This is a genomic window from Cytobacillus gottheilii (assembly GCF_001636345.1).
GTDB classification, from domain to species: Bacteria; Bacillota; Bacilli; order Bacillales; family Cytobacillaceae; genus Cytobacillus; species Cytobacillus gottheilii.
Genome location: NZ_KV440945.1, coordinates 2,383,452 through 2,408,628, shown reverse-complemented (window position 1 = coordinate 2,408,628; position 25,177 = coordinate 2,383,452). Strand labels below are relative to the sequence as shown.

Genomic DNA, 25,177 nt, shown 5'->3' with positions numbered 1-25,177 from the left:
CAGAAATCCATCAGAACTAGAGTTAACCCTAAATATTTTAAGCTGTAAATCTATTATCTAAAACAGCCGAACGCTCATGAAAATGTAACACCCCGTAAATGTTAGACACCAAACTAACATTTACGGGGTGTTTTTTAAAGGCAAGTTCAACTTGGCAGAGACAATAGATTTGTTATTAAGAAACTAGAAAAAAATACCTACTTATATGGTAAAATCAAATGTTCTCTATCAAAGTTAATAGAAAACACTGTGATTGGACGTCCAACCGTTAAATATTTTAACTCTTCAGTTAAATACCCTATTTCAGTTAGAAACTGTAAATATTTCTTTGTAGAAATTCTCGATAAACCAACTTGTTTCGCAATGTCGTCTGTAGAAAAGGTCTCATTATATTCCTTCATAGCTGCCAATACCTTTTTCATGGTAAGTCTTGATACTCCTTTTGGTAAGCTTGGTGGTCCTATGTTTTGATAACCAGCTGTATGAGAAGTGATTTCTCCATCTCCAATCAAGATTTGGTCCAGCATCGCTTGGTCAGTTTTTTTATGTTTGGTGATTAAATCATGGTATTGAAAAAACTTTTCGATCGCTAAGCTGAATCGCTTATACGTAAATGGCTTGATCAAAAAGTCAATGACACCGAAATCTAGCGCCTTCTTAATTGTTGCCATATCATGTGCTGCTGTAATCATAATAATGGGGATCGAAATTCCTTTTTGTCTAATGTCATGTAAGAAATCTATACCTGTCTCACCGTAAAGGTATACATCTAAAAGAATTAAATCTGGTATTTGCTTGTTAAGAATATTCCATAATTCCGGGATACTTTTAACGGAGGCAATAATCTCAAACTCAAACCGTTCCAAGTATTGATGGTTTATGTCTGAAACCATCGGGTCATCTTCTACAATAATAGCCTTCATTCTTGCCCACGTCCTTTTCGGTCATAGGGAACTTCAAGGCGGAAAACAGTTCCCACATCTACTATGGATTGAAGATCTACAATACCATTGTATTGTTTCACAATTGAACGTACAGCATCTAGACCATATCCTCTTGAACCGCCTTTTGTTGAAAATCCTCGTTCAAAAATTAAATCCATCAGTTCTTCACTAATGCCAACACCTGTGTCTTGTACTTCAATGATTATGACATTTTCATCTTCATTGTATCGAAGAAAAAAGTTAACTTGTTTATTTTTTGAATCAATTACAGCCTCCTTGGCATTATCTATTAAAACACCAATGGATAAAAGGAGATCATGGAGCATTTCCCCCATTTTCATATCAGCAAATAAACAATCTGGATCAATTTGTAAATTTACTCCTTGTTCTTTCAGTTCGCTCACTTTACCTAGTAAAAAGCCGGCAATTGCTGCACATTTAATTTTTTCAGTCACAAAACCGATTTCTCTATGATAATCAGCATCTAAAATTTGAATAAAACGAGTGACATCTTCATACTTTCTTAATTCAATCAAACCAAGAATTGTATGCAATTGATTCATAAATTTATGATTTTGAGCTCTCAGTGAATCAATATATTGTTCAGTACCACTTAACTCACGAATCAATTGCTGCATTTCTGATTGATCTCTAAGTGTGGCGACCGCTCCATAAACAGAATCTTTTATATACACTTGGCTAATATTCACAATAAATTCAAACTGATTAACAACTATAACTTGATTCAATACGGGTTGTCCTGATTCAAATACTTTTTTAAAGAAGACTTCAAAAATATCTGGATCCAGCTCACCACCTCCTATTGAATCTCCCGAAAATTCAGCGAGTTTCATTAATTTAATAAAATTCTTATTAGAAAGCAGAACTTTCCCTTCTGGAGTTACAGCTATAATACCCTCATTGACAGAGTCTATGATAATGTCTCGTTCCATTATATTTGCTACAATTTCCCTAGGTTCAAGGCCTAATAAAATATTCTTTAACTGCTGTGCCAAATAAATGGCTCCAATTAGGCCAACACACAAACCAATACTTAATCCAAAGTAGAGCCGTTTTTGTGCATCCCAAAGCTCCTGATTGACATTTTCTTGAATTATACCAGCACATACTACTCCTATTTGCTCTCCATCTTCATTCAATATCGGTGTAAAAAAACGGGTTCCTTCTCCTAAGATACCTACATTTCTAGAAAAATGCTCTTTTCCATTTAATGCCTTACTGGCATCCTCTGTATTTGAAAACTGCTTGCCAATATAATCTTCATCTGGATGTGAATAGCGAATAAGATCATTATCCAGCACCACAACAAAACTTAAATCAGTATCTTCAACAATTTGAGATGCATATCTTTGAATGTCAGAATCAGAAGACGGTTCAGTTAATCCATTTATTACTCTAGTATCTTTTGCAACAACTCTCGTAATATTTCTAATCTCCTCTGTCAAAACTTCACGCTCTCGGTCTGTAATATAATAATGAAGAAAAAGTGCCGATGAAACCAAGGACGCTAATACTGATATTAAAACCAGTAAGATCGTTAATTTTTTCAGTGAAAGCTTTGATATCCATTTATTATCTTTCATTAGCATGACCTCTTTTTGGGAGATGGTATTTCACACTTATTAACTATATCTATATTTGAATACTGAAACAACAGTTGTTATATATCTTTCAATAAAGAGTGAAATTTTTATGAACTTTTCAAAAACAGCAGAATGGAATAAAACTTTTAAAAAGAGTCAACTATTATTGGAATTTATTATTATCGTTTAAATAAGTTTTTATCCAGTTTATCAATATATTTTTATACAACTCAAACTTTTGAATGTATTCTAACTTCATTAAATTATCTTGTGAAAACCAATCAAACCAAAAGACTGCTGTATGTGCTAGCAGTCTTTTGGTTTGATTAAAGTAACTATTATTATTGAATACTCTTATTGTCTATTTCAAATCAAAGCCTTGCTTATTCACAAATTCCTTCATATACATTCTTGTTTGCTTTTCAAGCATTTGAGCCATTTGACTTGACCACGTATCAGATCTCTTGCCATTTGTACGTTTATTATAGTAATCAGAAATAAATTCGTCATAAATGGATAGCTGTTCTTTATAAGATGCAAGATCTTGATTATATTCATTTTCATGATAAACATGCTCATAAGGCAAACGCTGTTTTTTATCATTTTCTTGCATTGGGTAGCCAATCGTCATTCCGAATAAAGGAATGACACGTTTTGGCGTTTTCAATAATTCTGTTACAGCTTCTAAATTATTGCGGATCCCCCCGATGTAGCATATGCCAAGACCCATTGACTCAGCAGCAATTGCTGCATTTTGGGCGGCTAAAGCCGTATCAATTAAAGCTACCATGAACTTTTCGGTACTTTCTAGAGAAGGTAAAACTTCTTTCCCCTCTATTTCACCAATTAATTCATGACGAAAAAGGTCAGCACAAAAAACAAAAAAGTGACCATTCTTAGCTACATATTCTTGTCCACCTGTTAATTCTGCCAGTTTGTCTTTTTTTTGTTGATCAGTCACTCCAATAATAGAGTATGCTTGTATAAAGCTTGAAGTGGCGGCAGACTGAGCAGAAGTAACGATCGCTTCAATTTGCTCAGCAGATAGTGCCCTGTCTTCAAAAAGTCGAACTGAACGGTGGTTTTTAAGCAATTTAATGGTTTCGTTCATAATCATTTTCCTCTCTAAAATTAAATGACTAGATTCAGAGATATAATTTTCTGCTTACCGACTGGAGAATTTAAAGGGCATCCTTATATTAAGTGCAATTTCACATAATCCTAAATTATCCAAATAGTCAAATCTCTAATATTCTAATTGTATATCATTTTGTTATGATGCAAAATACTCCCGCGGTATTTGTTCAAAAATTGACATATTTCTATTTAGGATGACTTTGGTTCGTTATTTGCCATGACAACATTATTTGAGTTCATATAAGAATTCTGCAAGTAATTGCCCTCCATTATTCTACTATTAAATCAAAAGTCTGAAAGTTCAAAGTTTATTCAAGAAAGCAATTTTTTTGTTCATAAAAACAGCGGTATGTATGATATATTAACCTTTATTATATTGTTGAAGGGGAATAACAATGAATTTCATAGAAAAGTTTCTTCCCTTAATTTCTTTAATACCTTTGACGCCGTCAACTTTTAAAATCTCTTCTTTATAAAAATTCAGCTTATCTTCATCAAATCCATCAGACAATTCATGTGTCGCCTGTTTAAATATAGCCCAAACTGTTTTACATATTAATAGTCCTACGATGAAGGCTGTTACTGGGTCTAGCCAAGGCATTTTTAACTGGGAGCCGAAGATGCCAATCGCCGTTCCAATACTCACCCATGCATCTGATATATTATCTTACGCTGCCGACATCACAGCAGAGCTTTTGATTCCCTAATCCATAAATGATGATTTTCCGTCTTCCGTATTGATCGGCCCACTTTCCCGCTAATGGAGAAAACAATAATTGCGAACCAGCAAAAAATGCGATCAGCAGCCCTGCTGCCGTTCCACCCTGATGAATGGAATGCAAGTATTCTGGCAAAATCGGAATAATGATTCCAAAGCTTGCATTTGCAATAAACATATTAAACATTAAAATAACCAGTTTTCTCTGCGCATCTCCAGACATACAAACTGCCCCTTTCTGTGTATCCTGATTACAGTGTAAGGAGCAAAGTTTCTTTTTCCATTCGTTAATTCTTAAGAATTTCTTAAGTTTTAAAATGACTGATTAAAATGATGCTGAACTTCCGATCGTTTGACTGAGAAGGAAAAGACTGTTTTTTTCCAAGGTTGGCTTGTGATTTGAATGGTGCCTCCCAATTTTTCTACGAGACGCTTGGTTATCGTGAGTCCAAGGCCGCTGCCTTGATACGACTTATTCCGTGAATCCTCGAGCGTATACATCCTTTCAAAAACCATGTCCTGGAACGGCTCTTTAATGCCTTTGCCTTTATCCCATACATCGATATAAATATCGTCTGGTGTTTGTCTGATCTCTAATCCAACAGCCATCCCATCCCCGCCATGTGTGATGGCATTTGATATAAGATTATTTAAGACCCGTTTCAATGCTTCTTCATTCCCCATCACATATATCGGCTGCTCTGGAATTTCAAAATGAACTTCAATGCCTTTTTTGCTGAAGATATCATAATATTCCAGCAGACTTTTCTGGCAGATATCATTTAATTTAATGTTTGTGATCGGAATCTCCTTATCTCCTGACTCTAATTTGGCTAAATCGAAAAATTTATCAATAAGGGTAATGACCTCAACAGATTTATTATGAATTTTCGCCAGCAGCACGTTCCGTTCTGCCGGATCCAATTCAGCATCCATTTGTACCATTTCCACATACCCTAACGTCACCGTTAAAGGCGTTTTTAAATCATGCGAGATATTCGAAATCATTTTTTTCATCGACGATTTGGTGCTCGTATAATTAGCTAAAGCAGTTTTATGCTTTTCTAACAACTCATTTAAACCCATCGTTAGCTCGATCAATTGCTGATCATCTGTAAAAAGCAGCAGCACTTCATCTGATGATGATTCGCTGATGATTCCGCGCAATTTCTTATGCAGCTCCTGCAATTGTTTAGTACGTTTTTTGTTTAAATGGTATTGAAATAAAATCATACCTGTTAAAACGACAGTCGTAAGGATGAACAAAATGATCATGTTAATGACTCACCCATTTGTAACCAATTCCCCATAATGTTTGTAAATATTTCGGATTAGAGGGCTCTTCTTCAACTTTTTCTCTTAATCTCCGAATATGGCCATTTATCACATTATCATTGCCAAGATAGTGTTCCTGCCAAACAAGGCTATACAAATCATCTTTCGTAAAAACACGGTTTTGGTTTGTGAGAAACAGCTTCAGCAGCTCAAACTCCTTGGATGTCAGTTTAATTTCTTCGTTTTCCTTATGTACAGAATAATTATTTAAATCCGCCGTAAAAAGTCCAAAAGACACGACTTGATTATATATTGGTTCTGAATTGCCGGCATATTTTGTTACCCTTCGAATGCTTGATTTAATTCTTGCTGAAAATTCAACAAGCGAAAAGGGTTTTGCCAGATAATCATCAGCACCAAATCCCAATCCCAAAGCTTTATCCACATCCGTATCTTTAGCAGAAATGATTAAAATGGGTACAGTGCTTCTCTCCCGGATCATTTTAATCGCTTCAATTCCATCCAATTTCGGCATCATAATATCAATCACAATTAAATCTATCTCTTCCTTCTGAAAAAGGGCCAGTCCCTCTTCTCCATTAAAAGCGGTCAATACAAAATACCCTTCCTTCAATAAAAATTTTTCTAACATTTCACTGATCGAAGGGTCATCATCAATAAGCAATATGCGGTGTGACATTTTATCCTCCCTTGTTCACTTCTGTTTTTTTGAGCAAACGATTCAGCTGGTTCGGCTGAAAAAAAGCCGAACTATACAAAAAGTATAATTAGGCTCTTTTTGTTATTATACTAAAGACCGCATTCTTTAAATCGGTTTATCATGTTTCCCTCTTAAAAAACCACCATCAATAAATCTCAGCCAAATGATATGGTCAAATCGCCAAAAGCCAATGGGTATCCTTGCATCTCTCATCAAACTAAAACCAAATAGGAATAAGATAATTTTTAAAATGACCGGTTTTTATGTAAAAGAAGGTAGATGACTGTGATTAAAAGAAGACCAGGTGTAAACCGAATTGAATATTCAAAGATTTGTTCCCTATCGTTCCCCTTTTAGGCATGCCCACCTATTACTTTGAAAATGGATGTATGCATTCAACCCAGGCTATAGAAATGGTCTACTCTCCGAACACAAATAAAACGATAAAAGTAACGAAAAAGATAACAAGAAACAAAGCTAACGCATATAAAATGAAGGTTATTTCCTTTTCAAATTCGGTTCCAAAACAAACAATCCTTTCTTTATGATCAGTAAAAGTAACTCTTAGTAGATTTTTTGTTCTTCATTACTACTACCTTATCATGATACATGGCGAATCTTTTGAAAAAATTCGGCTTGTCCACTTCTTCAAAATGCCGATTCCATTTAAACATTTTAAAGAAAATCTTTATAGTAGATTTATAGTGTGATTTCTCAATATGCAATTTCTTCCGCAAAAACCTTTTCATGATTCGGTACGTTCGTGTTGAATATGCTGGTCTAAAAAAACAATAACTTCTGAAAGCTGAAAACTAGGAGAAAACCACTCTTCATTATGAACACCTTCAATGATCCAGCTATCGGAATGAACAATTGTATTTATTAATTCTTCTCTTTCTTTCTCCGTTCTTCTACTATCACCTGACTTATTTCTGATCCAAACTACCTTATCTAACTCGTAGTTCGGAATATTGTACTTTAATGATATTTCTTTGGCTAAAGTAGTTTTTCCGCTGGCTACTGAACCAATAATATGTATTTTTGGGGTATAGGCTTTTTCAACTCACTCCCACCTTAAAACGGTATATATTTACATATTCTATATTTAGGGAAGTTTTCCTCTTACTATGATATTTTTTGTGTATGCTTGATAAAGAGATGTAAAAACATTTTATTCCCACGTTTATTAAGATAGTATTCTAACAGCAAATCTACTCTGTTGCGTACAGCTGGATTAAAATAGTTATGTTTCTCCTCATGACAACTCCATATAACTGAACTGAGTAAATGCATCATCATGTGCTGCTTGCTGCACTTTCATTTTCTTTTTGCGCATTAGGTCCTTTACCTCTTTTATTGTAAGCTTAAAAGCGGTTCCACCATTTTTAGTAATTTTTCTGTCATTTTTCCAAAGAATGAAAAAAACCTTATTTCTAAGGCTTTCTAGTTTAACTACTATTGGGTCACTCATCATAAAACAAGCTGCCGTCCCTTTGACGTTCAGCAGCTTTGTTTATTCTGCATACTTATTTTCCGTTATATTAGATTAATGCATTCCATGAATGCTTGCTAATTCTAACGGATCTGCATGTTAAGTGACTTTATTCCATGAATTATTAATTTATTTCTTCTATAGAAATTTTCACCAACTCCATTTAGAGCTTGTCAAAAATTCAATAAAAGTCATTTTTTCTGCTGCCAGTAATTCATCTGTACATGCTGAACTTGAACTGTAGCTTTTATCGTGTAGTTCCTTATACGTTGTTTCTTCAAGATAGTTCGTAGCACCTGATTCTTCAAAACACGGCGGTGCAATATATGTACCCGTATTATGATCGATAATCATTCTTGTATCACCAGGAGGATTAAAGGTAAACGGAATATAAAATAAGATTACAATTGCTAAAACTAAAATAATACTGATTATCCTTATAATTTTCATTATCTATTCCCTTCAAAGCTATTAGTATCGTTTACTTATAAGAATTTGCTAAGGCCATAATATCTCTGTTCATAAGGAACATTATGAATTTCCCCTCCTGTCTGCCCCACTATAAACTCGCAATATAATGAGAAAAGCTGGATTGACCGCAGCAAAGATCACTTACAATCTGAGAAACTGTTTTTGCTTTGTCTTTAACCTTGCATATTCTCAACTCTTATATTAGAAATAACTAATATATGTGTCAATTGTGAGTACGCAAAAGAATAATTTATTATGAAAAGCTTTGCTGCCATGTTCTGCAGCAAAGCTTTTCTAAGTTATGGTGGAACGGGGCTAAATAACAATCCTTTTTTAAAAATTTTATCAAGCTTTTTTTCTAAGCAACATTCACTTTTGTTAAAAATCAACTTTAGTGTGACTGCTAGAATAAAGTGTACAGTTTTTGCTTGATAAGATGAAACGCTTATTTACCCAAATATACCAGCAAAAAATATCAACCTATCACTGTAAAATGATCATAGTTCATACTTGCAGTGGAGGTTAGCGAAGGTGGATAAGTGGGAAATGTACATGGAGATAAAGCAATTATTAAAGCAAGGATTTAGTCAGACAAAGATAGCTGAAAAGTTAGGGGTTTCTCGAACAACTGTTTACAGGCACTTAAAGAGATCTCCTTCGGAGATGGCGGAATGGGTTGATTCTCTTCAGTATAAAAAGAAAAAATTAGATCCATATAAAGAACTGATTTTATCTTGGTTGAGAATGCATCCGGATATGTCAGCAGCACAAGTTTATGATTGGCTTTTAGAGAAATATAAAGATCTAACTGTTGGAGAAAGTACAGTAAGAACATATGTAAAAGCATTAAGAGAAGAATACAAAATAAATAAGGAAACATCTCCTCGAATGTATGAGGCAATTCCTGATCCCCCAATGGGAGAACAAATGCAAGTAGATTTTGGTCATACGAGACAAAAAACTGTTGATAATAAGGAAGCCAAACTCAACTTTATAGCTTTTGTCTTATCACATTCTAGACAAAAGTATAAAGAGTGGTTGGATAGACCATTTACAACACGGGATGTTATACAAGCCCATGAGAACGCGTTTAAATGGTATGGAGGAATGACCAATGAGATCGTTTATGACCAAGATAGTTTAATTGTTGTTAGCGAAAATGGTGGAGATCTAATTTTAACTAAAGAATTTCAGCAGTATAGAGAATCCAGAGGAATAAACCTTCGGGTTTGTAGAAAAGCTGACCCTGAGAGTAAGGGAAGAATAGAAAATGTAGTTGGATTTATCAAACAAAACTATGCCAAACATAGAGTGTTTCATAACATCGACTCTTGGAATGAGCAAGGATGGGAATGGCTGAACAGAACGGGTAACTATAAAATACACAATACAACAAAAAAGAGACCATTCGAAGTGTTCCTCCTGGAAAAGCAACACTTAAAACCAGTCTCCCAAAATATAGATATTCAAAATAACTATGAGATAAGTATAGCAAGATGTGTTCATAAGGACAATACTATTCGTTACCAATCTAATCGGTACTCTCTTCCACTTGGAACTTATAACAAATATGAAAAAGTATGTATCAAGGAAACGGAGACTAAAGAATTAGTTATTTATATACCTGATACTGGCGAAATTATTGCAAAACATTCAATTCCCGAAGGGAAAGGGATGTTAATAAAAGATAAAAAACATAGTAGGGATCGTACAAAAGGTGTTGGAGCATTCATTAATACAGTGGCTGAGAGATTTGAAGATAAAGAACTAGCCTTTAAATATTTAGAGAAGGTTAGGGAAAAAAATCCTCGTTACATTAAAGACCAGTTGCAAATCATCTTGCGCGAAACAAAAGGTATCGATAACGAAGTACTGACTAAAGCGTTAGCAGAGTGTTTAAAAAGGAAATTATACAGTGCAACTGATTTTGGCGATATCATTGCATATGTGAAACGTCAGCGCCAGGTACATGAAACAGTTATTGATAAAAAGAAAGAAGTTAAGACTTTGAACAGGCTATCAGAATGGGTTTTAGAAACAGAAGCATACAAAAGAAAAGTAGATACTTACACGGTTTTAATGGAGGTTGAATAGCGATGAGCCAAATCCAACAATTACAAGACATAATGAAAGGGTTAAGACTCGTTGAAACTGCCAAGCATCTCCCCCATTTGATCAGAGAAGCTGAGCAAAAAGACCTTTCATTTACTCAATTCCTGTTAGATGTCACTTCTTATGAGCAAACTCGAAGAGAAGAAAAGCAACTAAACAACCGATTAAAGTGGGCAACTTTTCCTTTCAGCAAAACACTTGAGGAGTTTAATTTAAAAGAACAAAAGTCTTTAAGCAACAAACAACTAAATAGATTAAAAGATTTAACTTGGATAGAACAGCTGTACAATTTGATTTTATTAGGGCCACCAGGTGTAGGTAAAACTCACCTGGCCGTAGGCCTAGGAATAGAGGCTATTAACCAAGGGTATAAAGCGATATTCACATCAATGGGAGATTTAATTCATAACCTGAAAACAGAAGAAATCACACGAAAGTCAAAAGCAAGAATGAAAAGAATTAGAGAGGCTGATTTAGTCATAATAGATGACTTAATGTTTATGGCAATGGATCAACAAGAAGCTAATATGTTCTTTCATTTAATTAATGACTTGTATAATCAGTCTTCCATTATCTTGACCTCTAATAAGGCACCAAAAGAATGGGGAGAATTATTGGGTGATCAAGCTATAACAACAGCAATTCTAGATAGGATTCTTCACCGAGTAGAAATCATTCATTTAAATGAAGATAGTTATCGTATGAAGCATCGTTCTACCATATTTGGGGAACAAAGTGTTTCAAAATAACGAGCAAAAATTGTTTCATTCTACTTGACGGTCACATTTAGTCAATATGTATAAAATAATTAATTAAATTGTAGCGTTTTTGATTTATAAAAGAGCCAATTTGTTTATAAATTTGCCATATGAACATATTAAATCTTATTAGTATTCTTCGTGAATATCACTACTGCAATTAACTTAAAACACCATTACCTGGAGTTTAGGTAAATGGTGCTTTTTATTTATATCTAATTTAAAAGTTCTCTTAATAAAACCTAATATATACGCCTAAAGCAATCAATGATACGACTATTACAACTGCATAAATGATCGTCAGATTGGCTGTATTCCTTTTAGTTGATTGACGATAATTCTCATCACTTTTTCTTGTTAAAATTAAGGTTCCAATTAATGAAAGAACTAATATTAAAATAACAATTGCAATTAAAAATTCCATATCCCACCTCTTTATAATTACTATACCATTTACTCTGAGCGATTTGTATTCCCTTTCATGGAATCTCAGGTTCTTTAAAGAGTTGGATGCTGAAAATCTCTTTGACTTTTTGCTTATCTGGCGTAAGCAGCCTGCAGAAATTCTCATGTATTTAATGTGTTTATTGAAGAATCTTATCATTTCAAGGGGAATTTCAAGCTGAAGTGTTAGAGTTAAAGATTGATAACAAAATAAAAAAGCCTAATTTTAGCTTAGGCTTTTACACTTTTTATTTTAGATATTCATGTTACATATATTATATAAGGCTACCTTGTCGCCTTGGCTTTGGTTAGCCAATGATTGTTTCGTTCGTTTCTGCCTGAAGTTTATTTATTAAACGACAGATGTTTTCTACTGTAAAAGTCAGATTCTTTTCTCCTTCTTTTAAAGCTTCTTCTAATTGAACCGCACCTTTTAATATACCAAAAATGGAAGTAAATCCTGTATCATAAAGAGGTTCCACCCCTTCACCAATTTTACCTGCTACAGCAAAGACTGGAATATTATATTTTTTTGCAATAGTTGCGACTCCATATGGTGTTTTCCCGAATATGGTTTGAGAATCAATACTTCCTTCACCAGTAAAGACATAGTCTGCGTCTTTTATATGCTCTTCTAACCCCGTATATTCTATAACGAGTTCAATGCCTTTTTTTAATCTGGCATTTAAAAAAGCTAATAGTCCACCACCTAGGCCACCTGCTGCACCTGCTCCTTCCATATGAGCAATATCCAGATTAAGTTCCCTTTTCACTAGCTCTGCAAAATGAGCAAGGTTTCGGTCTAGAATTTCAACTGTTTCTGGTGTTGCTCCTTTTTGAGGTCCAAAAATAGCAGATGCCCCATTAGATCCAATTAACGGATTACTTACATCACAAGCCACATCAATCTGAACTTCTTTTATTCTGCTGTCTAATCCACTGATATCAATTTCAGCTAATAGGTCAAGTGCACCGCCGCCGTATGGCAGCTCTTTGCCATTTTGATCTTTAAAAGAAACACCTAATGCCTGCAGCATTCCTGCACCCGCATCGTTTGTTGCACTGCCGCCAATTCCTATTAAAATTCTCTTTACTCCTGAGTCAAGGGCATGCTTGATCAGCTGTCCTGTTCCATATGTTGTTGTAATTAAAGGATCTCGCTCTTGCGATGAAATTAATTCTATTCCACTCGCACTTGCCATCTCGATCACGGCAATTTCACCATGGTCAATGATTCCATATTCAGCTGTTACCGCTTCACCTAATGGACCTACCACTTCAACTTTCACGATATCTCCATCTGACATCGATGTTAGTGACTCAACCGTCCCTTCTCCTCCATCAGCCATAGGAACAATTGTACATACTGCGTCAGGAAAAATTGCGTGTATTCCTGATTCAATCGCAGTAGCAGCTTTTTTCGCCGACATACTTTCTTTGAATGAGTCAGGTGCTATTACAAACTTCATAATCATCGTTCCTTTACATAGAAATCGTTCCTGTTTCTATCATTTTTTTATTTGCTTAAATGGAAGAAGGATGACCTAAGCCATCCATCTTCATATACTAGCGCACAAGGCAAGGGCGCTTATTGTCAAATTTCCAATTAGGGATATAGAATTGCATTCCGACTGAATCGTCACGGGAATTTAATCCCATGTTATGATAAAGTTCATTTGCTTTTAAAATTTGGTCCATATCCACTTCAACACCTAGGCCCGATTTATCTGGAATTGTTAAATAGCCATCTTCAATTTTATATGGATCCTTTGTTAAGCGCTCAATTCCTTCTTGCCAGATCCAGTGAGTATCAATAGCAGTTATTTCACCAGGAGCAGCTGCTGCAGCTTGTGTGAACATTGCTAAGGAGATATCAAAGTGATTGTTTGAGTGTGAACCCCATGTTAATCCCCACTCATGGCACATTTGCGCTACACGTACAGAACCCTGCATGGTCCAGAAATGCGGATCTGCAAGTGGAATATCCACTGACTGAAGGGAGATCGTATGACCCATTTGTCTCCAGTCTGTTGCGATCATATTCGTTGCTGTTGGAAGACCTGTTTGTCTTTTGAATTCAGCCATAACTTCTCTTCCTGAATAACCATTTTCAGCACCACATGGATCTTCAGCATATGCTAATATTCCGTGCATATCCTTACATAATGAAACTGCTTCTTTTAATGACCATGCTCCATTTGGATCCAGTGTAATTCTTGCATCAGGGAAGCGCTCTTTTAATGCTTTAATTGCTTTAATTTCTTCTTTTCCTTCAAGTACCCCGCCTTTAAGCTTGAAATCCTTGAAGCCATATAATTCCTGAGACGCTTCAGCTAGTTTTACGATTGCTTCTGGTGTTAATGCTTCTTCATGGCGAATACGGTACCATTCGTTTTCAGCATTTTCATTGCTGTAATAAGGTAAATCAGTTCTATTACGGTCTCCAATATAGAATAAATATCCTAATGTTTTTACTTTATCACGCTGCTGGCCTTCACCTAAAAGTGCTGCAGCAGGTACATTTAAGTGTTTTCCTAAAAGATCTAATAAAGCAGCTTCAATGGCTGTAACAGCGTGAATGGTGATCCGAAGATCAAATGTTTGCAAGCCGCGTCCGCCTGAATCACGATTTGCGAATTCTTTTCTGACATCATTTAAAATTTTATTATAGTTTCCAATAGAAGCTCCAATTACAAATTTCTTGGCGTCTTCTAATGTTGTTGTGATGCTTTCGCCCCCAGGTACTTCTCCAACACCGGTATTACCATTGCTATCCTTTAATATTACTATATTTCTTGTAAAATAGGCACCGTGTGCACCGCTTAGATTGAACAGCATACTATCTCGGCCAGCTACAGGATACACTTCCATTGCTGTTACGACAGGTGTTAATGCAGTTTCTTTTAATGTATTCATGTTCACCGCTCCAATTTGATTTATTAGGGTGCAGGGAAACTTTCATCTCCCTGCCCATATTTAGATGTATTATTTGCTTACTTCAGTGTTAGCCAATTTTTCATAGTATTTTAATAGACTGCTATGGTCTTCCATTTCGAATCCATCTTGTTTTAATGTATACATCATTTCAAGCACTGCTGCTGTTAGTGGCGCTGGAGAACCATATTCATGGCTTGTTTCCATTGCATTTGTTAAGTCTTTAATATGCAGATTGATGCGGAATCCTGGGTTAAAGTTGCGGTCCAGCATCATTGGCGCTTTTGCATCCAATACTGTACTGCCTGCTAATCCGCCGCGGATCGCCTGATACACTGCTTCAGGATTTACACCGGCTTTGTGAGCTAATACGAATGCTTCTGATACAGCTGCAATGTTTAAAGCAACAATCACTTGGTTTGCAAGCTTTGTCACATTTCCTGCTCCAACTTCGCCAACATGTACAACAGATCCAGCCATTGCTTCTAATATTTCTTTAACATCTTCAAAAACTTCTTTATTACCGCCAACCATAACGGAAATCGTTCCATCAATTGCTTTTGGCTCTCCGCCGCTAACTGGTGCGTCCAGCATTTGCACCCCTTTTTCAACTAGTTCTTTATTTATTTCCTGAGAAGCTTTCGGAGCAATTGAGCTCATATCGACAAAGATCAGACCATCACGAGCACCTTCTATTAAGCCGTTTTCTGCTAAAGCAACTTGTTTCACGTTTGGAGAATTTGGAAGCATCGTAATGACTACATCTACTTTTTCAGCAATTTCTTTCGGAGTGGACGCTGATTCAGCACCTAGTGATTCTAATTCTTTTACTGCATCTTTATTAAAGTCACTTACAACTAGCTGATAACCAGCTTTTATTAAGTTTTTACTCATAGGTTTTCCCATAATTCCTAGTCCGATGAATCCTACTTTTTTCATTGTTCAATCACTCCTACTATTTTTTAAAAGATTTATATTTAAAGAGCTATTCCTAACTCCTTAAAACGATTTAATGTTATCCAACAAATAGATTTAAGATTAGTACGCCAATCAAACCTAGGATGGCAAGAGCTGTTGTATAGGTTGTTCTTGATTTCAAGGCGTCTACTAATGATAAGTTTAGGTACTCCTTATACATCCAGAATCCTGGATCATTTACATGTGAGAAGGCTACGCTTCCGCTTGTTACTGCAAGAACCATTAATTCCATGCTAATGCCAGACGCCTGAGCGATTGGCAGCACGATACCTGATGCTGTCATAACAGCTACAGTTGCTGACCCTAATGCTATCCGTAAGATGACTGCGATTAGCCAAGCGAGGATAATCGGTGATATATCCCAGCCGCTGGTGATCTGCTGGATATAATCAGATACACCGCTTTCTACTAATATTTCTTTAAATGCTCCGCCTGCACCGATTACAAGAATGATCATCCCCATCGGTTTAATAGCATTGGAACACGAATTCATAACATCTTTTAAACTTCTGCCGATTTTAGGTCCTAATAGATAGAATGATAGAAGCAATGCCAGCAATAATGCGATAGGTGCTGATCCAAAAAATTCCATATAGTGTCTAAAAGTGTTTCCTTCCGGTAAGAAAATTTCAGCAATAGCCAATATTGCCATCAAGAATACAGGGATTAAAGTCGCTGAAACACTTGCAAAAAAGCCTGGCATTTCTTCTTCTGTAAACATCTTTGTTGTTACTAACCCTTCAGGTATGCTCGGATTCATGCTTCTAACGAATGGAAGTCTAGGCCAAAGCAGGGCAATAGCTGTTCCAACTGGGATGGCAATCATTAATCCATAAAGCAGTGTGACTCCTTGACTGGCTCCAAAAACGCCTGCTACAGCTGCTGGACCTGGATGCGGCGGCAGGAAGCTGTGCGTTGTAGAAAGTCCCACAACTGTTGGCAGCGCAACCCAGAGCAGGTTTAATTTCGTTTGCCTTGCAATTGTGAAGACCAAAGGAATCAGCAGTACGAAAGCTACTTCGAAGAACATGGTGATTCCTAAAATATAAGCTGCAATGAGCATAGCGATTTGTACTCGTTTCACGCCCATTTTATCGATCAAAGTATTGGCAATTTTCTGAGCTGCTCCAGCATCCGCCATAACATTACCAAGCATAGCTCCAAAACCTAGAATCAAAATCAATTCATCAATTTGACCGCCGATCCCATGAGTCATTGATTCGAGTATGTGATTCAAATCCATTCCCTGCAGTAAACCAACTAATATAGCTGCTAACAATAAAGCGATAAATCCATTCATTTTTAAAGGAATCATCAAAATAAGGATTAAAACAACACCAAGTGCCGCATAGAGTAATGGCATGGCTAATTCCCTACCTTTCTAGGTTTGTTTGTTAGTTAAAAGAGTTATATAGCTCTAAATCTTTTAAAACGTTTTCTAAAATCAGCTTGCTCTCAGGACTCATTTCTGCTGCTGGTGCAAAGGCATAGCCTACATCGATGCCAACCATTCTTAACCCTTCTTTTAAAACAACCGGGAATGTAGCTTTATCTACTGCTAAGCGCAATGGAGAAAGTTTAAATTGTAATTCCAATGACTTCTTATAATCCTTTTCAATAAAAGCATTGTAAATGTCGGCAACCAATCTTGGAGCTATATTCGCTGTACTGGCGATTGCACCGGTTGCACCATGACATAATCCAGCGTAGATCAGTGTGTCGCGCCCTGCTAAAACTGAGAAAGAATCTCGATCCGTTACTCTTAAATACTCAATCATTTTTGTCATATCTCCGCTGCTGTCCTTTATTCCGACGATATTGTCAATCTTGCTCAGCTCTGCACAAGTGTTCACGTCAATCTTCACTTGTGTGCGTCCTTCATTCCCATATAGGATTACTGGCAAGTCAGTTGATTTAGCAATTGCAGCAAAGTGAGCAGTTAGTTCCTGCTGATTTGGTGTCATAAAGTAAGGTGTTAAAACGGACAAAGCAGCTACGCCGCCTACGTCTTTTGCCATTTGAGCAGTATCAATACAATCTCTTGTTGTAATTTCACTTGCTCCGCAATAAATCGGTACTCTTCCGGCTGTGTGTTCCACTGTGAGCTCTAAGACTCTGCGTTTTTGTTCTTTTGTAAGACCGTAAATCTCACCGCTGCTGCCTAGAACAAATAGTCCATGGACTCCTTCTTGGATTGTATAATCAATTACTTTCTTTAGAGAATCCTCCATAATATTTCCGTTTTTATCTAGCGGTGTAACAAGTGCTGGCAGTACTCCTTTTGCTTCGAACATGTTAGTTCCCCCTTTTTGGAATTGGATAGGTCTAATGTTGTTGAATTTTGAGAATTGCAGATGGCTGCTTCTCATTGTTGCTGAGCTTTTCTTACATTATCTAGATATTGTTCAAGTTCCTTACAACCTTTGAGAAATATTTCACAAGTTCATTGTAAACGATTACTAATTAAACTTCTTTAGGTAATCGTCTGAATTTTTTCGGTGTTTTTTATGCATTTGCCTAAAAATTACAGATGTATATATTCTCTTGTATTTTGTCAACTTCAAACAGGTGACCATATTATTACGAATTAACGAACTTATTGATTTGAAGCCATTCGGAAGGAAGCCGCTTACAAAATTTACATTATACTAAATATATAGAGTTCCACCTTCTATTCCTAACCGGACAGGATATTTAGGCAAATTCACATATATTTGTACAAGGAGATGTTTGTATGCGAATTGATAATGTGCTAGCTCAAAAAATATCAGATAAAGTTATGACGGTTATTCCATATAATGTGAACATTATGAATGAAGAAGGATTAATAATCGGAAGCGGTGAAAAGGAAAGAATAAATACCTATCATGAAGGAGCCATTAACTCTATTGAACAAAGCAGGATGATTACAATTTATAAAACAGATCACTCCAGTAAACCTGGTGTCAATATCCCTATATATTTTAGAAATAGAATCATTGGGGTTATTGGAATAAGCGGAGATCCTAAAATCGTCGGTTCATTTGCTGAACTTGTTCGAGTTACGGCTGAGCTGCTGATCAACCAGGAGTTTCTATTTTATGAAAGAAGAATTAAAGAACAGATGAAAGAGGAATTTTTATATCAATGGGTCTTTCGTCAGGATGATTACGATGAATCATTTACCAGCAATGCGGAAACCTTTGGCATTGTTCTTAATATCCCGAGAATGGCGATTATTGTTAAAAGGAAACAAGTAAGAGAAATGACTTTAACAGAACAAGAGTATTCTCTCAGATATAATCAGCATATGGTTTTATACATTGTGCCGGAAAATAGCGACTTTATCAGAAGATTAGAAGCCAGCAATTTAGCTAAGGGAACACTAGTTGGGATAGGAGGTTCATATACTCATTTAGCGAAATCAATTCAAGAGGCTCAGCGGGCGATTGAAATTGCCGATAAAATGGGATTGTCAATAATCTACTGTTATTATAACGAAGTTCAATTTATTGATTACCTCACAAATCGAGATGGTGACCTCCATCATATCGTTACGATTATTGAGAAAATGAACAATAGCACAAAAGGCAAAGAACTGATCGAGACCCTGCTGAGTTATGTAAAGCATAACGGCGACATGAATGAAATTGCAGCAGACCTTCATATCCACAGAAATACTCTAAGCTATCGTCTGCAGAAGATTGAAACACTGACCGAGAAAAATCCAAAACATTTCATCGAATTATTTGAGCTTTTTACTGGGTATATTTTATATAAATTTCTGTCAGATTCGGGTAATACCAGCGATTAGATACCTTTTTGTTCTTCTCTCTCAATTTTACAGCTGAAATAAAAGCGGTTTGTTATAAACGCTTCAAGAGGTACATTCTTATAAAGAAACATTATTCCTAGAATCATTCATATAAAAATACTTCCTGAGGCGTTTCTATTTTATTAATCGATGATATACTGATGACCGGCATCATAATCCCGTCCATACTTCCCTTCTGAATGGTCCCTTCAAGATCGTACCACTCCCCTGTCGGCAGTTTCTGCACTTCCCCTTCCAGCATATATCCATATACACTGGAGTCAGCCACACAGCATGTCATAGACTGCCTGGCAATGACCGCTTCATCTTCGTTAAATTCACTTTCCCGATAAATAAATCCTTGAATCTGAATGCTAACTCCTATTAGTTGATCCAATTCTGAGTTCATTGCTTGCATCACTTTAAAGTAGTTATCATCATTTACGGTAATCCGTTTTGTCTCTTCATTGTAAATTTCACTCAGAAGCACCTCATCAGCAAAGTCTGGTGAAACAGAGCTGATGATTCCCCTGTTTGCAAGTGAAGCTGCGTTTAATTGAAAGTCTTCTGTTACAAAAGAAAGAATAATAGATGCCAAAAACACACCATATACTGGATACTCCTTCCATGAACTTTTATGAGAGTCAACGGACAAGCAATAACAGTCTGCCATTTCTTCTTTATTTGAACGAAAAAGCCGATACATTCCTAATAACAGTAAGACAATAAAGGCAAAAAGGACAAACGGCATCATCTTTGGTGCCATAATATAAGCCATGTTCCCAGTTAGATACAACTTGAATATAACAAGACTTATGGATATTAATATAATCCCCTGTAACTGCATCCGAAAAGAAACAGCCAAACGTACTTCAGAATTCATACCAGCCCCTCCTTTAAAAATACACCTGCCAGCATACACAATAAAAAGACAACCACAGTTACAATTAAAATAAAAAAGAGAACAAATTTCGTTTTAAAACTAGCAAGCATCACGAGAGTATTTTTTAAATCAAGCATAGGTCCGAAGACGAGAAAAGCAAGAATAGAATGCTGAGGCACGACATGCTGAAACGCTGCCGCAACAAAAGCATCAGCTTCAGAGCACAGAGATAACAAGTACGCCAGTCCCATCATTAGTGCTGTTCCAATGACTGGATCTGAGCTTGCTTCTATTAAAGAACCGCGGTTAAGATATACTTGTGCAGCAGTAGCCAAGAGCCCGCCAAGAATGAAGTATTTACCCACTAAGAAAAACTCATCAATACTATGGTTCACCATAGAGTTGAATCTTGAATAATTATGATGATGGTGCGCTGGTGCGGTGAAATCGTTTGTATGCTTACGTAAAATGCTTGAACCAGTGAAAAATACATATATGATGAGGGCAACCGTAAAGGAAACCGCAATACATAATGCCATTCTGCCGATATAAATGGCAGGATCGTTTTGAAATGCAAAAAAAGTGGAACCAAACACAACGAAATTAAGAATAGGAGCAGCTGTTAAAATAGCCATACCAGCATGAAGCGGAACCCCTTTCTGTATAAGCCGGCGGACAACAGGGATTATGGCACATTCACATACTGGTGTAATAGCAGCAATTAGAATAGCAGTGATTACAGCCATTACAGGGTGCTTAGGTATCCATCTTTTGATATAGTCTTCGGAAATATACTCGTGAATAATTGAAGAAAAAATAACTCCGATCAAAAGAAATGGAATAGCCTCCAGGAAGATTCCCATAAAAATGACGAAGATTGATTTAAACTCCCCTTCAAGAATATCCCCATGAAAGAAAAAGCCCTCAAGATCTCCAAAAAAGAATAGAGACAACATAAAAAATAGTAGGATTGTTACTAATAAACTCCGCATATTAGAGATTACACTCATTAATATCTCTCCTAAATCGTAATTACTTCGAATGATTTACTATTACTCTATGTAATCTATTTGAGTTTCATTCACAAAATGATAGATTTGGATTTTAGTTCTTTTGCTTTTTAATCTGTTCGCTTTCATATAAAAGAAAAAGGCTCATTTGGTGCTAAAAGGAAATCTTTCTAGTAATTATTTGAAGATTGCTTAGACCCGTATTTTTTCAGTTGTGAATGTGGTATGTTACTCTGGGTGATACCTATGATGATCATAAAAGAATTTATAGCTAATTTAGCTTTACTGGGCACATTGCTTTTTCTATATTCTCAAGTAATCATGAAAAAGCCGCTTCAATTGCATTCATCTGCGAAAACGAAACTAATTGCAGGTATCTGCGGCGGTTTTGTTAGTATTGTATTAATGCTGTTCAGCATCAATATTGGTGATTTACTCGTAGACTTACGTTTTATACCGACACTGCTGCTTGCTTTTTACGGAGGAGCATTTCCAGCGCTGATATCCATGGCAATGACCATTATATTCCGGTTCATTCTATCAGCCGAAATTATATCTTTGTATGCATTGATTATTAGTGTGACTGGCACCTTGTTTGCCATCTTTTTTTCAAGAGTAAAATTTTCCGCTAAAATTAGAATTTTTTCCATCTACACATTTAACAACATCATTTTTTCAATCTTTTTTGTTTATCTAAGTGAAGATCCAGCTATTATAATGGAAGTACTTACTTTATATTGGCTGATTTCATATATCTCCACTTTTTTAACGTTTTATCTAATACGATATATCCGTGAAAGCCAAGCTCTGTTTGCAAAGTATAAGAATGATTCTTTAACAGATAGTCTTACAGGTTTAAACAATGTTCGTAAGTTTGATGAAGAGTTCAATAGATTTGTGCATGATGTTAAAAATAGTGATCAGCAGCTTTCTCTTCTTTATATAGATATAGATTATTTCAAGAAAATTAACGACACATATGGACATAAAGAAGGCGACATCGTTTTAATTGAACTTGGGGCAAGGCTTCAGAAAGCGACCAGAAATTTTGATATCGTCAGCAGAAATGGCGGAGAGGAATTTACCGTTTTACTTTTGGATTGCCCTGCTGCCAGAGCTGTTGAAATTGCAGAACGCATTCGAGACAGCGTAGAAAAGGATGCCTTTCTATTAAGCACTGGCAAGTCTATTTATATTACTGTTTCAGTCGGTGTAGCGAGCTATAGAGAAACAACTGAAAACCCAGCTATGTTAATTGATGATGCGGACTCTGCACTTTACCTAGCCAAACACTTGGGCCGTAACAGAGTATGTGTGGCATCATAAAGCAATGATTCTATTAAGATTCCTTAAATATAAGGGATCTTTTTGTTTAATTTATTCTTGAAATATTCTCCTCCAAAAATAGTAATTGTCACAAAATGTTCTAACCTTTACCGATTCACAGCTAGAATTAAACGGTATATTACTATATATAGATTCAAATAAATACAACCAAAGCATATATAGTATTGGAGGAGTAAAGAAATTGAAACAATCGATTTTGATGAATTCCGACCCATTTGAACAATATGAACAATTGGCTCTTTCTTTTGAGGATATTGTTACTACTAAAAAACAAGATTTAATACAAGAAAATGCAAACATGGATGGCCGAAGTCCATGTGGAATGATGAATAAGTTTGCCAGCGAAGCATCTAAATTTTATACAAAAACAGAGCTTTTAAGTGATGAAGCTAAACAGGCAATGAAGGATAACTTTATTTACCCTCACGACCTTGATTATTATGCGACCGGCACAACAACCTGTGCACAAATACCGCTCGGCAAGCTCTTGCAAACTGGCTTTCATACTGGCCATGGCTTTATGAGAACACCCAGTGATATTACGAGTGCCATGGCACTGGCCACGATCGTTTTCCAATCCAATCAGAATATGCAGCATGGCGGTCAGTCCGTTCCTGCCGTTGATTTCGATCTGGCTCCTTTTGTCAAAAGAACCTATTTAAAAATACTTAAACGCTTAAACAGCTATCCGCTGCAATGGACAAATGAAGAAAAGAGCAAGCAGGCATGGGCTGAAACGGAGCGGGCAACTTATCAAGCGTGTGAAGCATTTATACATAATTTAAATAGCATGCATAGCCGCGGGGGCGGTCAGACTCCTTTTACTTCAATTAATTATGGAACAGACACATCAAAAGAAGGACGATTGCTAATCAAAAATCTGCTGCTTGCCACCCAGGCAGGCCTTGGAAAAGGCGAAACACCTATCTTCCCTATTCAAGTGTTTAAAATGAAAAAAGGCGTTAATTACTTTGCTGATGATCCTAATTATGATTTATATCAATTGGCTTTAGAAACAACTGCAAAACGTTTATTCCCTAATTTTTCTTTTATTGATTCACCGTTCAATCTTGCCCATTATAACGGAACTCCTGAATCGGAAGTTTCCTATATGGGCTGCAGAACGAGAGTTATGAGCAATCGGCATGGTGAGGAAAACAGTGTCGGCAGAGGAAACTTATCTTTTACGAGTGTCAATCTAGTCAAGCTTGCTCTCACTTCCAGCAGCATTGCTGAGTTTTATCACTTATTAAACGAATATAGTGAAATAATCATCCGTCAGCTCTACGATCGTTATTTATTTCAGGCTAAAAAGCAGGCAAGGGATTTTACTTTCCTCTATTCTCAAGGTGTTTGGCTTGGAGGCGAACAATTGAAGCCAGATGACACATTAGAAGTAATCTTGAAACAAGGCACTTTATCGCTCGGTTTTATCGGTTTGGCAGAATGTTTAAAAGCTTTAACAGGAAATCATCATGGTGAAGACGAGGAAAGCTGGAAACTTGGCTATGAAATTATTCAATTTTTGCGAAATAAGATGGATGATGCAGCCGAAAGATATGATATGAATTATAGTTTAATTGCTACACCTGCTGAAGGGCTAAGCGGCAAATTTGTACAGCAGGATCAGCTTCTATTTGGCGAGATAAAAGATATAACTGACCGGGCCTATTACACCAATTCCTTTCATATTCCCGTTCATTATTCTATCAGGGCAATCGATAAAATTAGGTTAGAAGGTCCCTTCCATGAACTGTGCAATGCTGGCCATATTTCTTATATTGAGCTTGATGGTGACGTAAGGCGAAATGTAACTGCTTTAGATAGGCTTGTGAAAGCGATGGCAGAACATCATATCGGTTATGGCAGCATTAATCATCCAGTGGATCATTGCAAAGTCTGCGGATATAATGGGTTAATTGATGAAGAATGTCCGAGCTGTAAAAGCACTGATGAGGGTGACTTTCATCGTATTCGCAGGATAACTGGTTATTTAGTTGGTGATATGAGCAAGTGGAATAGTGCAAAAATGGAAGAAGAACGAGATCGAGTGAAGCACGGGGCAAACAAATGAAGGTGATGAATATTTTGCATGATTCAGTCGTGGATGGTGAAGGGCTGCGGACCATCATTTTCTTTGCTGGATGTCCCCATCAATGCCCTGGCTGTCATAATCCCAGCAGCTGGCATATGCAAAACGGAACAGATATGAATGTTGAAGAAGTTGTCCAGGAAGCAATGAATCCGTTAACAGATATCACATTAAGCGGTGGTGATCCTTTTTTTCAGGCTAAAGAAGTTAAGCTTGTAGCGAAAACACTTAAAAGTCTTGGTAAGCATATTTGGGCATATACTGGCTATACACTTGCTGAGATTCAGGAAAAAGGAAGCAGCGACCAGCAGGAATTATTGTCCTATTGTGATGTATTGGTCGATGGCCGATTTATTATCGGACAGAAAGACTCCACACTTCCATTTAGAGGGAGTGCAAACCAAACGATCCATTACTTAACATAATAAAAGGATAGTGGCGTTCCATTTGGACGCCACTTTATT

At 36.4% G+C, this 25,177-nt stretch carries 21 protein-coding genes and 2 pseudogenes; 6 read left to right on the top strand and 17 right to left on the bottom strand.

All coding sequences use genetic code 11. The annotated features are described in order from the left end of the window. Positions 1 to 197: 197 nt before the first annotated feature. From A6754_RS11655 to A6754_RS11615, 9 genes and pseudogenes are all read right to left on the bottom strand, one after another. On the bottom strand, positions 198 to 923 hold the full coding sequence (locus A6754_RS11655) for a response regulator (RefSeq protein ID WP_066445499.1): 726 nt from the start codon (positions 921 to 923) through the stop codon (positions 198 to 200). Then, positions 920 to 2,548, bottom strand: a complete 1,629-nt coding sequence (locus tag A6754_RS11650; protein ID WP_082851672.1) for an ATP-binding protein — start codon at positions 2,546 to 2,548, stop codon at positions 920 to 922. Before A6754_RS11650 ends, A6754_RS11655 begins: the two co-directional genes overlap by 4 nt. A gap of 361 nt (positions 2,549 to 2,909) precedes the next feature. Continuing rightward, positions 2,910 to 3,659 (bottom strand): oxygen-insensitive NADPH nitroreductase, encoded by a 750-nt coding sequence (gene nfsA / locus A6754_RS11645; protein WP_066445486.1) that lies wholly within the window; start codon positions 3,657 to 3,659, stop codon positions 2,910 to 2,912. 417 nt (positions 3,660 to 4,076) lie between these two features. Next, positions 4,077 to 4,385: pseudogene (locus A6754_RS11640) on the bottom strand (cation diffusion facilitator family transporter); the annotation flags it as partial. 4 nt (positions 4,386 to 4,389) lie between these two features. Next, positions 4,390 to 4,626 (bottom strand): annotated as a pseudogene (locus A6754_RS11635) (MFS transporter); the annotation flags it as partial. A gap of 89 nt (positions 4,627 to 4,715) precedes the next feature. Continuing rightward, positions 4,716 to 5,678 (bottom strand): sensor histidine kinase, encoded by a 963-nt coding sequence (locus A6754_RS11630; protein ID WP_066445480.1) that lies wholly within the window; start codon positions 5,676 to 5,678, stop codon positions 4,716 to 4,718. 1 nt (position 5,679) lies between these two features. After that, positions 5,680 to 6,378, bottom strand: a complete 699-nt coding sequence (locus A6754_RS11625) for a response regulator transcription factor (protein ID WP_066445477.1) — start codon at positions 6,376 to 6,378, stop codon at positions 5,680 to 5,682. 1,276 nt (positions 6,379 to 7,654) lie between these two features. After that, a complete protein-coding gene (locus A6754_RS11620; protein ID WP_066445464.1) occupies positions 7,655 to 7,873 on the bottom strand; it encodes a hypothetical protein in 219 nt (72 codons plus the stop codon). Positions 7,874 to 8,041: 168 nt separating this feature from the next. Then, a complete protein-coding gene (locus A6754_RS11615) occupies positions 8,042 to 8,341 on the bottom strand; it encodes a hypothetical protein (RefSeq protein WP_066445461.1) in 300 nt (99 codons plus the stop codon). 552 nt (positions 8,342 to 8,893) lie between these two features. Between A6754_RS11615 and istA the strand changes: the two genes are divergently transcribed. After that, positions 8,894 to 10,456, top strand: coding sequence for an IS21 family transposase (gene istA / locus A6754_RS11610; RefSeq protein WP_016205450.1), 1,563 nt, complete (start codon positions 8,894 to 8,896; stop codon positions 10,454 to 10,456). Between the two features lie 2 nt (positions 10,457 to 10,458). Further along, positions 10,459 to 11,223: an IS21-like element helper ATPase IstB gene (gene istB / locus A6754_RS11605; protein WP_025909801.1), complete on the top strand. Its 765-nt coding sequence runs from the start codon at positions 10,459 to 10,461 to the stop codon at positions 11,221 to 11,223. A gap of 241 nt (positions 11,224 to 11,464) precedes the next feature. Here istB and A6754_RS11600 read toward each other — a convergent pair whose 3' ends face one another. The 6 genes from A6754_RS11600 to dapA all read right to left on the bottom strand — a co-directional run bounded on the left by A6754_RS11600 (position 11,465) and on the right by dapA (position 17,882). Then, on the bottom strand, positions 11,465 to 11,656 hold the full coding sequence (locus tag A6754_RS11600; protein ID WP_066445458.1) for a hypothetical protein: 192 nt from the start codon (positions 11,654 to 11,656) through the stop codon (positions 11,465 to 11,467). Between the two features lie 328 nt (positions 11,657 to 11,984). Beyond that, positions 11,985 to 13,145, bottom strand: a complete 1,161-nt coding sequence (locus A6754_RS11595; RefSeq protein ID WP_066445455.1) for a glycerate kinase family protein — start codon at positions 13,143 to 13,145, stop codon at positions 11,985 to 11,987. Positions 13,146 to 13,242: 97 nt separating this feature from the next. Beyond that, on the bottom strand, positions 13,243 to 14,592 hold the full coding sequence (gene gudD, locus A6754_RS11590; RefSeq protein ID WP_066445449.1) for a glucarate dehydratase: 1,350 nt from the start codon (positions 14,590 to 14,592) through the stop codon (positions 13,243 to 13,245). 69 nt (positions 14,593 to 14,661) lie between these two features. Further along, the gene (gene garR / locus A6754_RS11585; RefSeq protein ID WP_066445445.1) at positions 14,662 to 15,549 is read right to left on the bottom strand and encodes a 2-hydroxy-3-oxopropionate reductase; all 888 of its coding nucleotides are present in this window, start codon (positions 15,547 to 15,549) and stop codon (positions 14,662 to 14,664) included. A 76-nt stretch (positions 15,550 to 15,625) separates the two neighbouring features. Continuing rightward, positions 15,626 to 16,951: a gluconate:H+ symporter gene (locus A6754_RS11580; protein WP_066445442.1), complete on the bottom strand. Its 1,326-nt coding sequence runs from the start codon at positions 16,949 to 16,951 to the stop codon at positions 15,626 to 15,628. Between the two features lie 31 nt (positions 16,952 to 16,982). Further along, on the bottom strand, positions 16,983 to 17,882 hold the full coding sequence (gene dapA, locus A6754_RS11575) for a 4-hydroxy-tetrahydrodipicolinate synthase (protein WP_066445438.1): 900 nt from the start codon (positions 17,880 to 17,882) through the stop codon (positions 16,983 to 16,985). A gap of 440 nt (positions 17,883 to 18,322) precedes the next feature. Here dapA and A6754_RS11570 point away from each other — a divergent pair, with 440 nt between their 5' ends. Then, the gene (locus tag A6754_RS11570; RefSeq protein WP_066445436.1) at positions 18,323 to 19,381 is read left to right on the top strand and encodes a CdaR family transcriptional regulator; all 1,059 of its coding nucleotides are present in this window, start codon (positions 18,323 to 18,325) and stop codon (positions 19,379 to 19,381) included. 103 nt (positions 19,382 to 19,484) lie between these two features. On the opposite strand, the gene A6754_RS11565 is transcribed toward A6754_RS11570, so the two are convergent. Together A6754_RS11565 and A6754_RS11560 are read right to left on the bottom strand one after the other, a co-directional pair. Further along, positions 19,485 to 20,264 (bottom strand): TIGR03943 family putative permease subunit, encoded by a 780-nt coding sequence (locus A6754_RS11565; RefSeq protein ID WP_066445434.1) that lies wholly within the window; start codon positions 20,262 to 20,264, stop codon positions 19,485 to 19,487. Further along, positions 20,261 to 21,274 carry a permease gene (locus A6754_RS11560; RefSeq protein WP_066445430.1) on the bottom strand — a complete coding sequence of 338 codons (1,014 nt, stop codon included), beginning with the start codon at positions 21,272 to 21,274 and terminating at the stop codon, positions 20,261 to 20,263. The genes A6754_RS11565 and A6754_RS11560 overlap by 4 nt, the downstream gene beginning before the upstream one ends. A 246-nt stretch (positions 21,275 to 21,520) precedes the next feature. On the opposite strand from A6754_RS11560, the gene A6754_RS11555 reads away from it, so the two are divergent. The 3 genes from A6754_RS11555 (at position 21,521) to nrdG (ending at position 25,138) form a co-directional block, all read left to right on the top strand. Continuing rightward, a complete protein-coding gene (locus tag A6754_RS11555) occupies positions 21,521 to 22,600 on the top strand; it encodes a GGDEF domain-containing protein (protein ID WP_257297446.1) in 1,080 nt (359 codons plus the stop codon). Between the two features lie 220 nt (positions 22,601 to 22,820). After that, the gene (locus A6754_RS11550; protein ID WP_066451601.1) at positions 22,821 to 24,695 is read left to right on the top strand and encodes an anaerobic ribonucleoside triphosphate reductase; all 1,875 of its coding nucleotides are present in this window, start codon (positions 22,821 to 22,823) and stop codon (positions 24,693 to 24,695) included. After that, positions 24,692 to 25,138 (top strand): anaerobic ribonucleoside-triphosphate reductase activating protein, encoded by a 447-nt coding sequence (gene nrdG / locus A6754_RS11545; protein ID WP_066445424.1) that lies wholly within the window; start codon positions 24,692 to 24,694, stop codon positions 25,136 to 25,138. Before A6754_RS11550 ends, nrdG begins: the two co-directional genes overlap by 4 nt. The last annotated feature ends 39 nt before the right edge of the window (positions 25,139 to 25,177 follow it).

What these genes read in the sequence shown, in the direction of transcription:
- A6754_RS11655 (WP_066445499.1), bottom strand. Translation starts at nt 923, where the DNA reads ATGAAGGCTATTATTGTAGAAGATGACCCGATGGTTTCAGACATAAAC.
- A6754_RS11650 (WP_082851672.1), bottom strand. Translation starts at nt 2,548, where the DNA reads ATGAAAGATAATAAATGGATATCAAAGCTTTCACTGAAAAAATTAACG.
- nfsA (WP_066445486.1), bottom strand. Translation starts at nt 3,659, where the DNA reads ATGAACGAAACCATTAAATTGCTTAAAAACCACCGTTCAGTTCGACTT.
- A6754_RS11630 (WP_066445480.1), bottom strand. Translation starts at nt 5,678, where the DNA reads ATGATCATTTTGTTCATCCTTACGACTGTCGTTTTAACAGGTATGATT.
- A6754_RS11625 (WP_066445477.1), bottom strand. Translation starts at nt 6,378, where the DNA reads ATGTCACACCGCATATTGCTTATTGATGATGACCCTTCGATCAGTGAA.
- A6754_RS11620 (WP_066445464.1), bottom strand. Translation starts at nt 7,873, where the DNA reads ATGATGAGTGACCCAATAGTAGTTAAACTAGAAAGCCTTAGAAATAAG.
- A6754_RS11615 (WP_066445461.1), bottom strand. Translation starts at nt 8,341, where the DNA reads ATGAAAATTATAAGGATAATCAGTATTATTTTAGTTTTAGCAATTGTA.
- istB (WP_025909801.1), top strand. Translation starts at nt 10,459, where the DNA reads ATGAGCCAAATCCAACAATTACAAGACATAATGAAAGGGTTAAGACTC.
- A6754_RS11600 (WP_066445458.1), bottom strand. Translation starts at nt 11,656, where the DNA reads ATGGAATTTTTAATTGCAATTGTTATTTTAATATTAGTTCTTTCATTA.
- A6754_RS11595 (WP_066445455.1), bottom strand. Translation starts at nt 13,145, where the DNA reads ATGAAGTTTGTAATAGCACCTGACTCATTCAAAGAAAGTATGTCGGCG.
- gudD (WP_066445449.1), bottom strand. Translation starts at nt 14,592, where the DNA reads ATGAATACATTAAAAGAAACTGCATTAACACCTGTCGTAACAGCAATG.
- garR (WP_066445445.1), bottom strand. Translation starts at nt 15,549, where the DNA reads ATGAAAAAAGTAGGATTCATCGGACTAGGAATTATGGGAAAACCTATG.
- A6754_RS11580 (WP_066445442.1), bottom strand. Translation starts at nt 16,951, where the DNA reads ATGCCATTACTCTATGCGGCACTTGGTGTTGTTTTAATCCTTATTTTG.
- dapA (WP_066445438.1), bottom strand. Translation starts at nt 17,882, where the DNA reads ATGTTCGAAGCAAAAGGAGTACTGCCAGCACTTGTTACACCGCTAGAT.
- A6754_RS11570 (WP_066445436.1), top strand. Translation starts at nt 18,323, where the DNA reads ATGCGAATTGATAATGTGCTAGCTCAAAAAATATCAGATAAAGTTATG.
- A6754_RS11565 (WP_066445434.1), bottom strand. Translation starts at nt 20,264, where the DNA reads ATGAATTCTGAAGTACGTTTGGCTGTTTCTTTTCGGATGCAGTTACAG.
- A6754_RS11560 (WP_066445430.1), bottom strand. Translation starts at nt 21,274, where the DNA reads ATGAGTGTAATCTCTAATATGCGGAGTTTATTAGTAACAATCCTACTA.
- A6754_RS11555 (WP_257297446.1), top strand. Translation starts at nt 21,521, where the DNA reads ATGATGATCATAAAAGAATTTATAGCTAATTTAGCTTTACTGGGCACA.
- A6754_RS11550 (WP_066451601.1), top strand. Translation starts at nt 22,821, where the DNA reads ATGAATTCCGACCCATTTGAACAATATGAACAATTGGCTCTTTCTTTT.
- nrdG (WP_066445424.1), top strand. Translation starts at nt 24,692, where the DNA reads ATGAAGGTGATGAATATTTTGCATGATTCAGTCGTGGATGGTGAAGGG.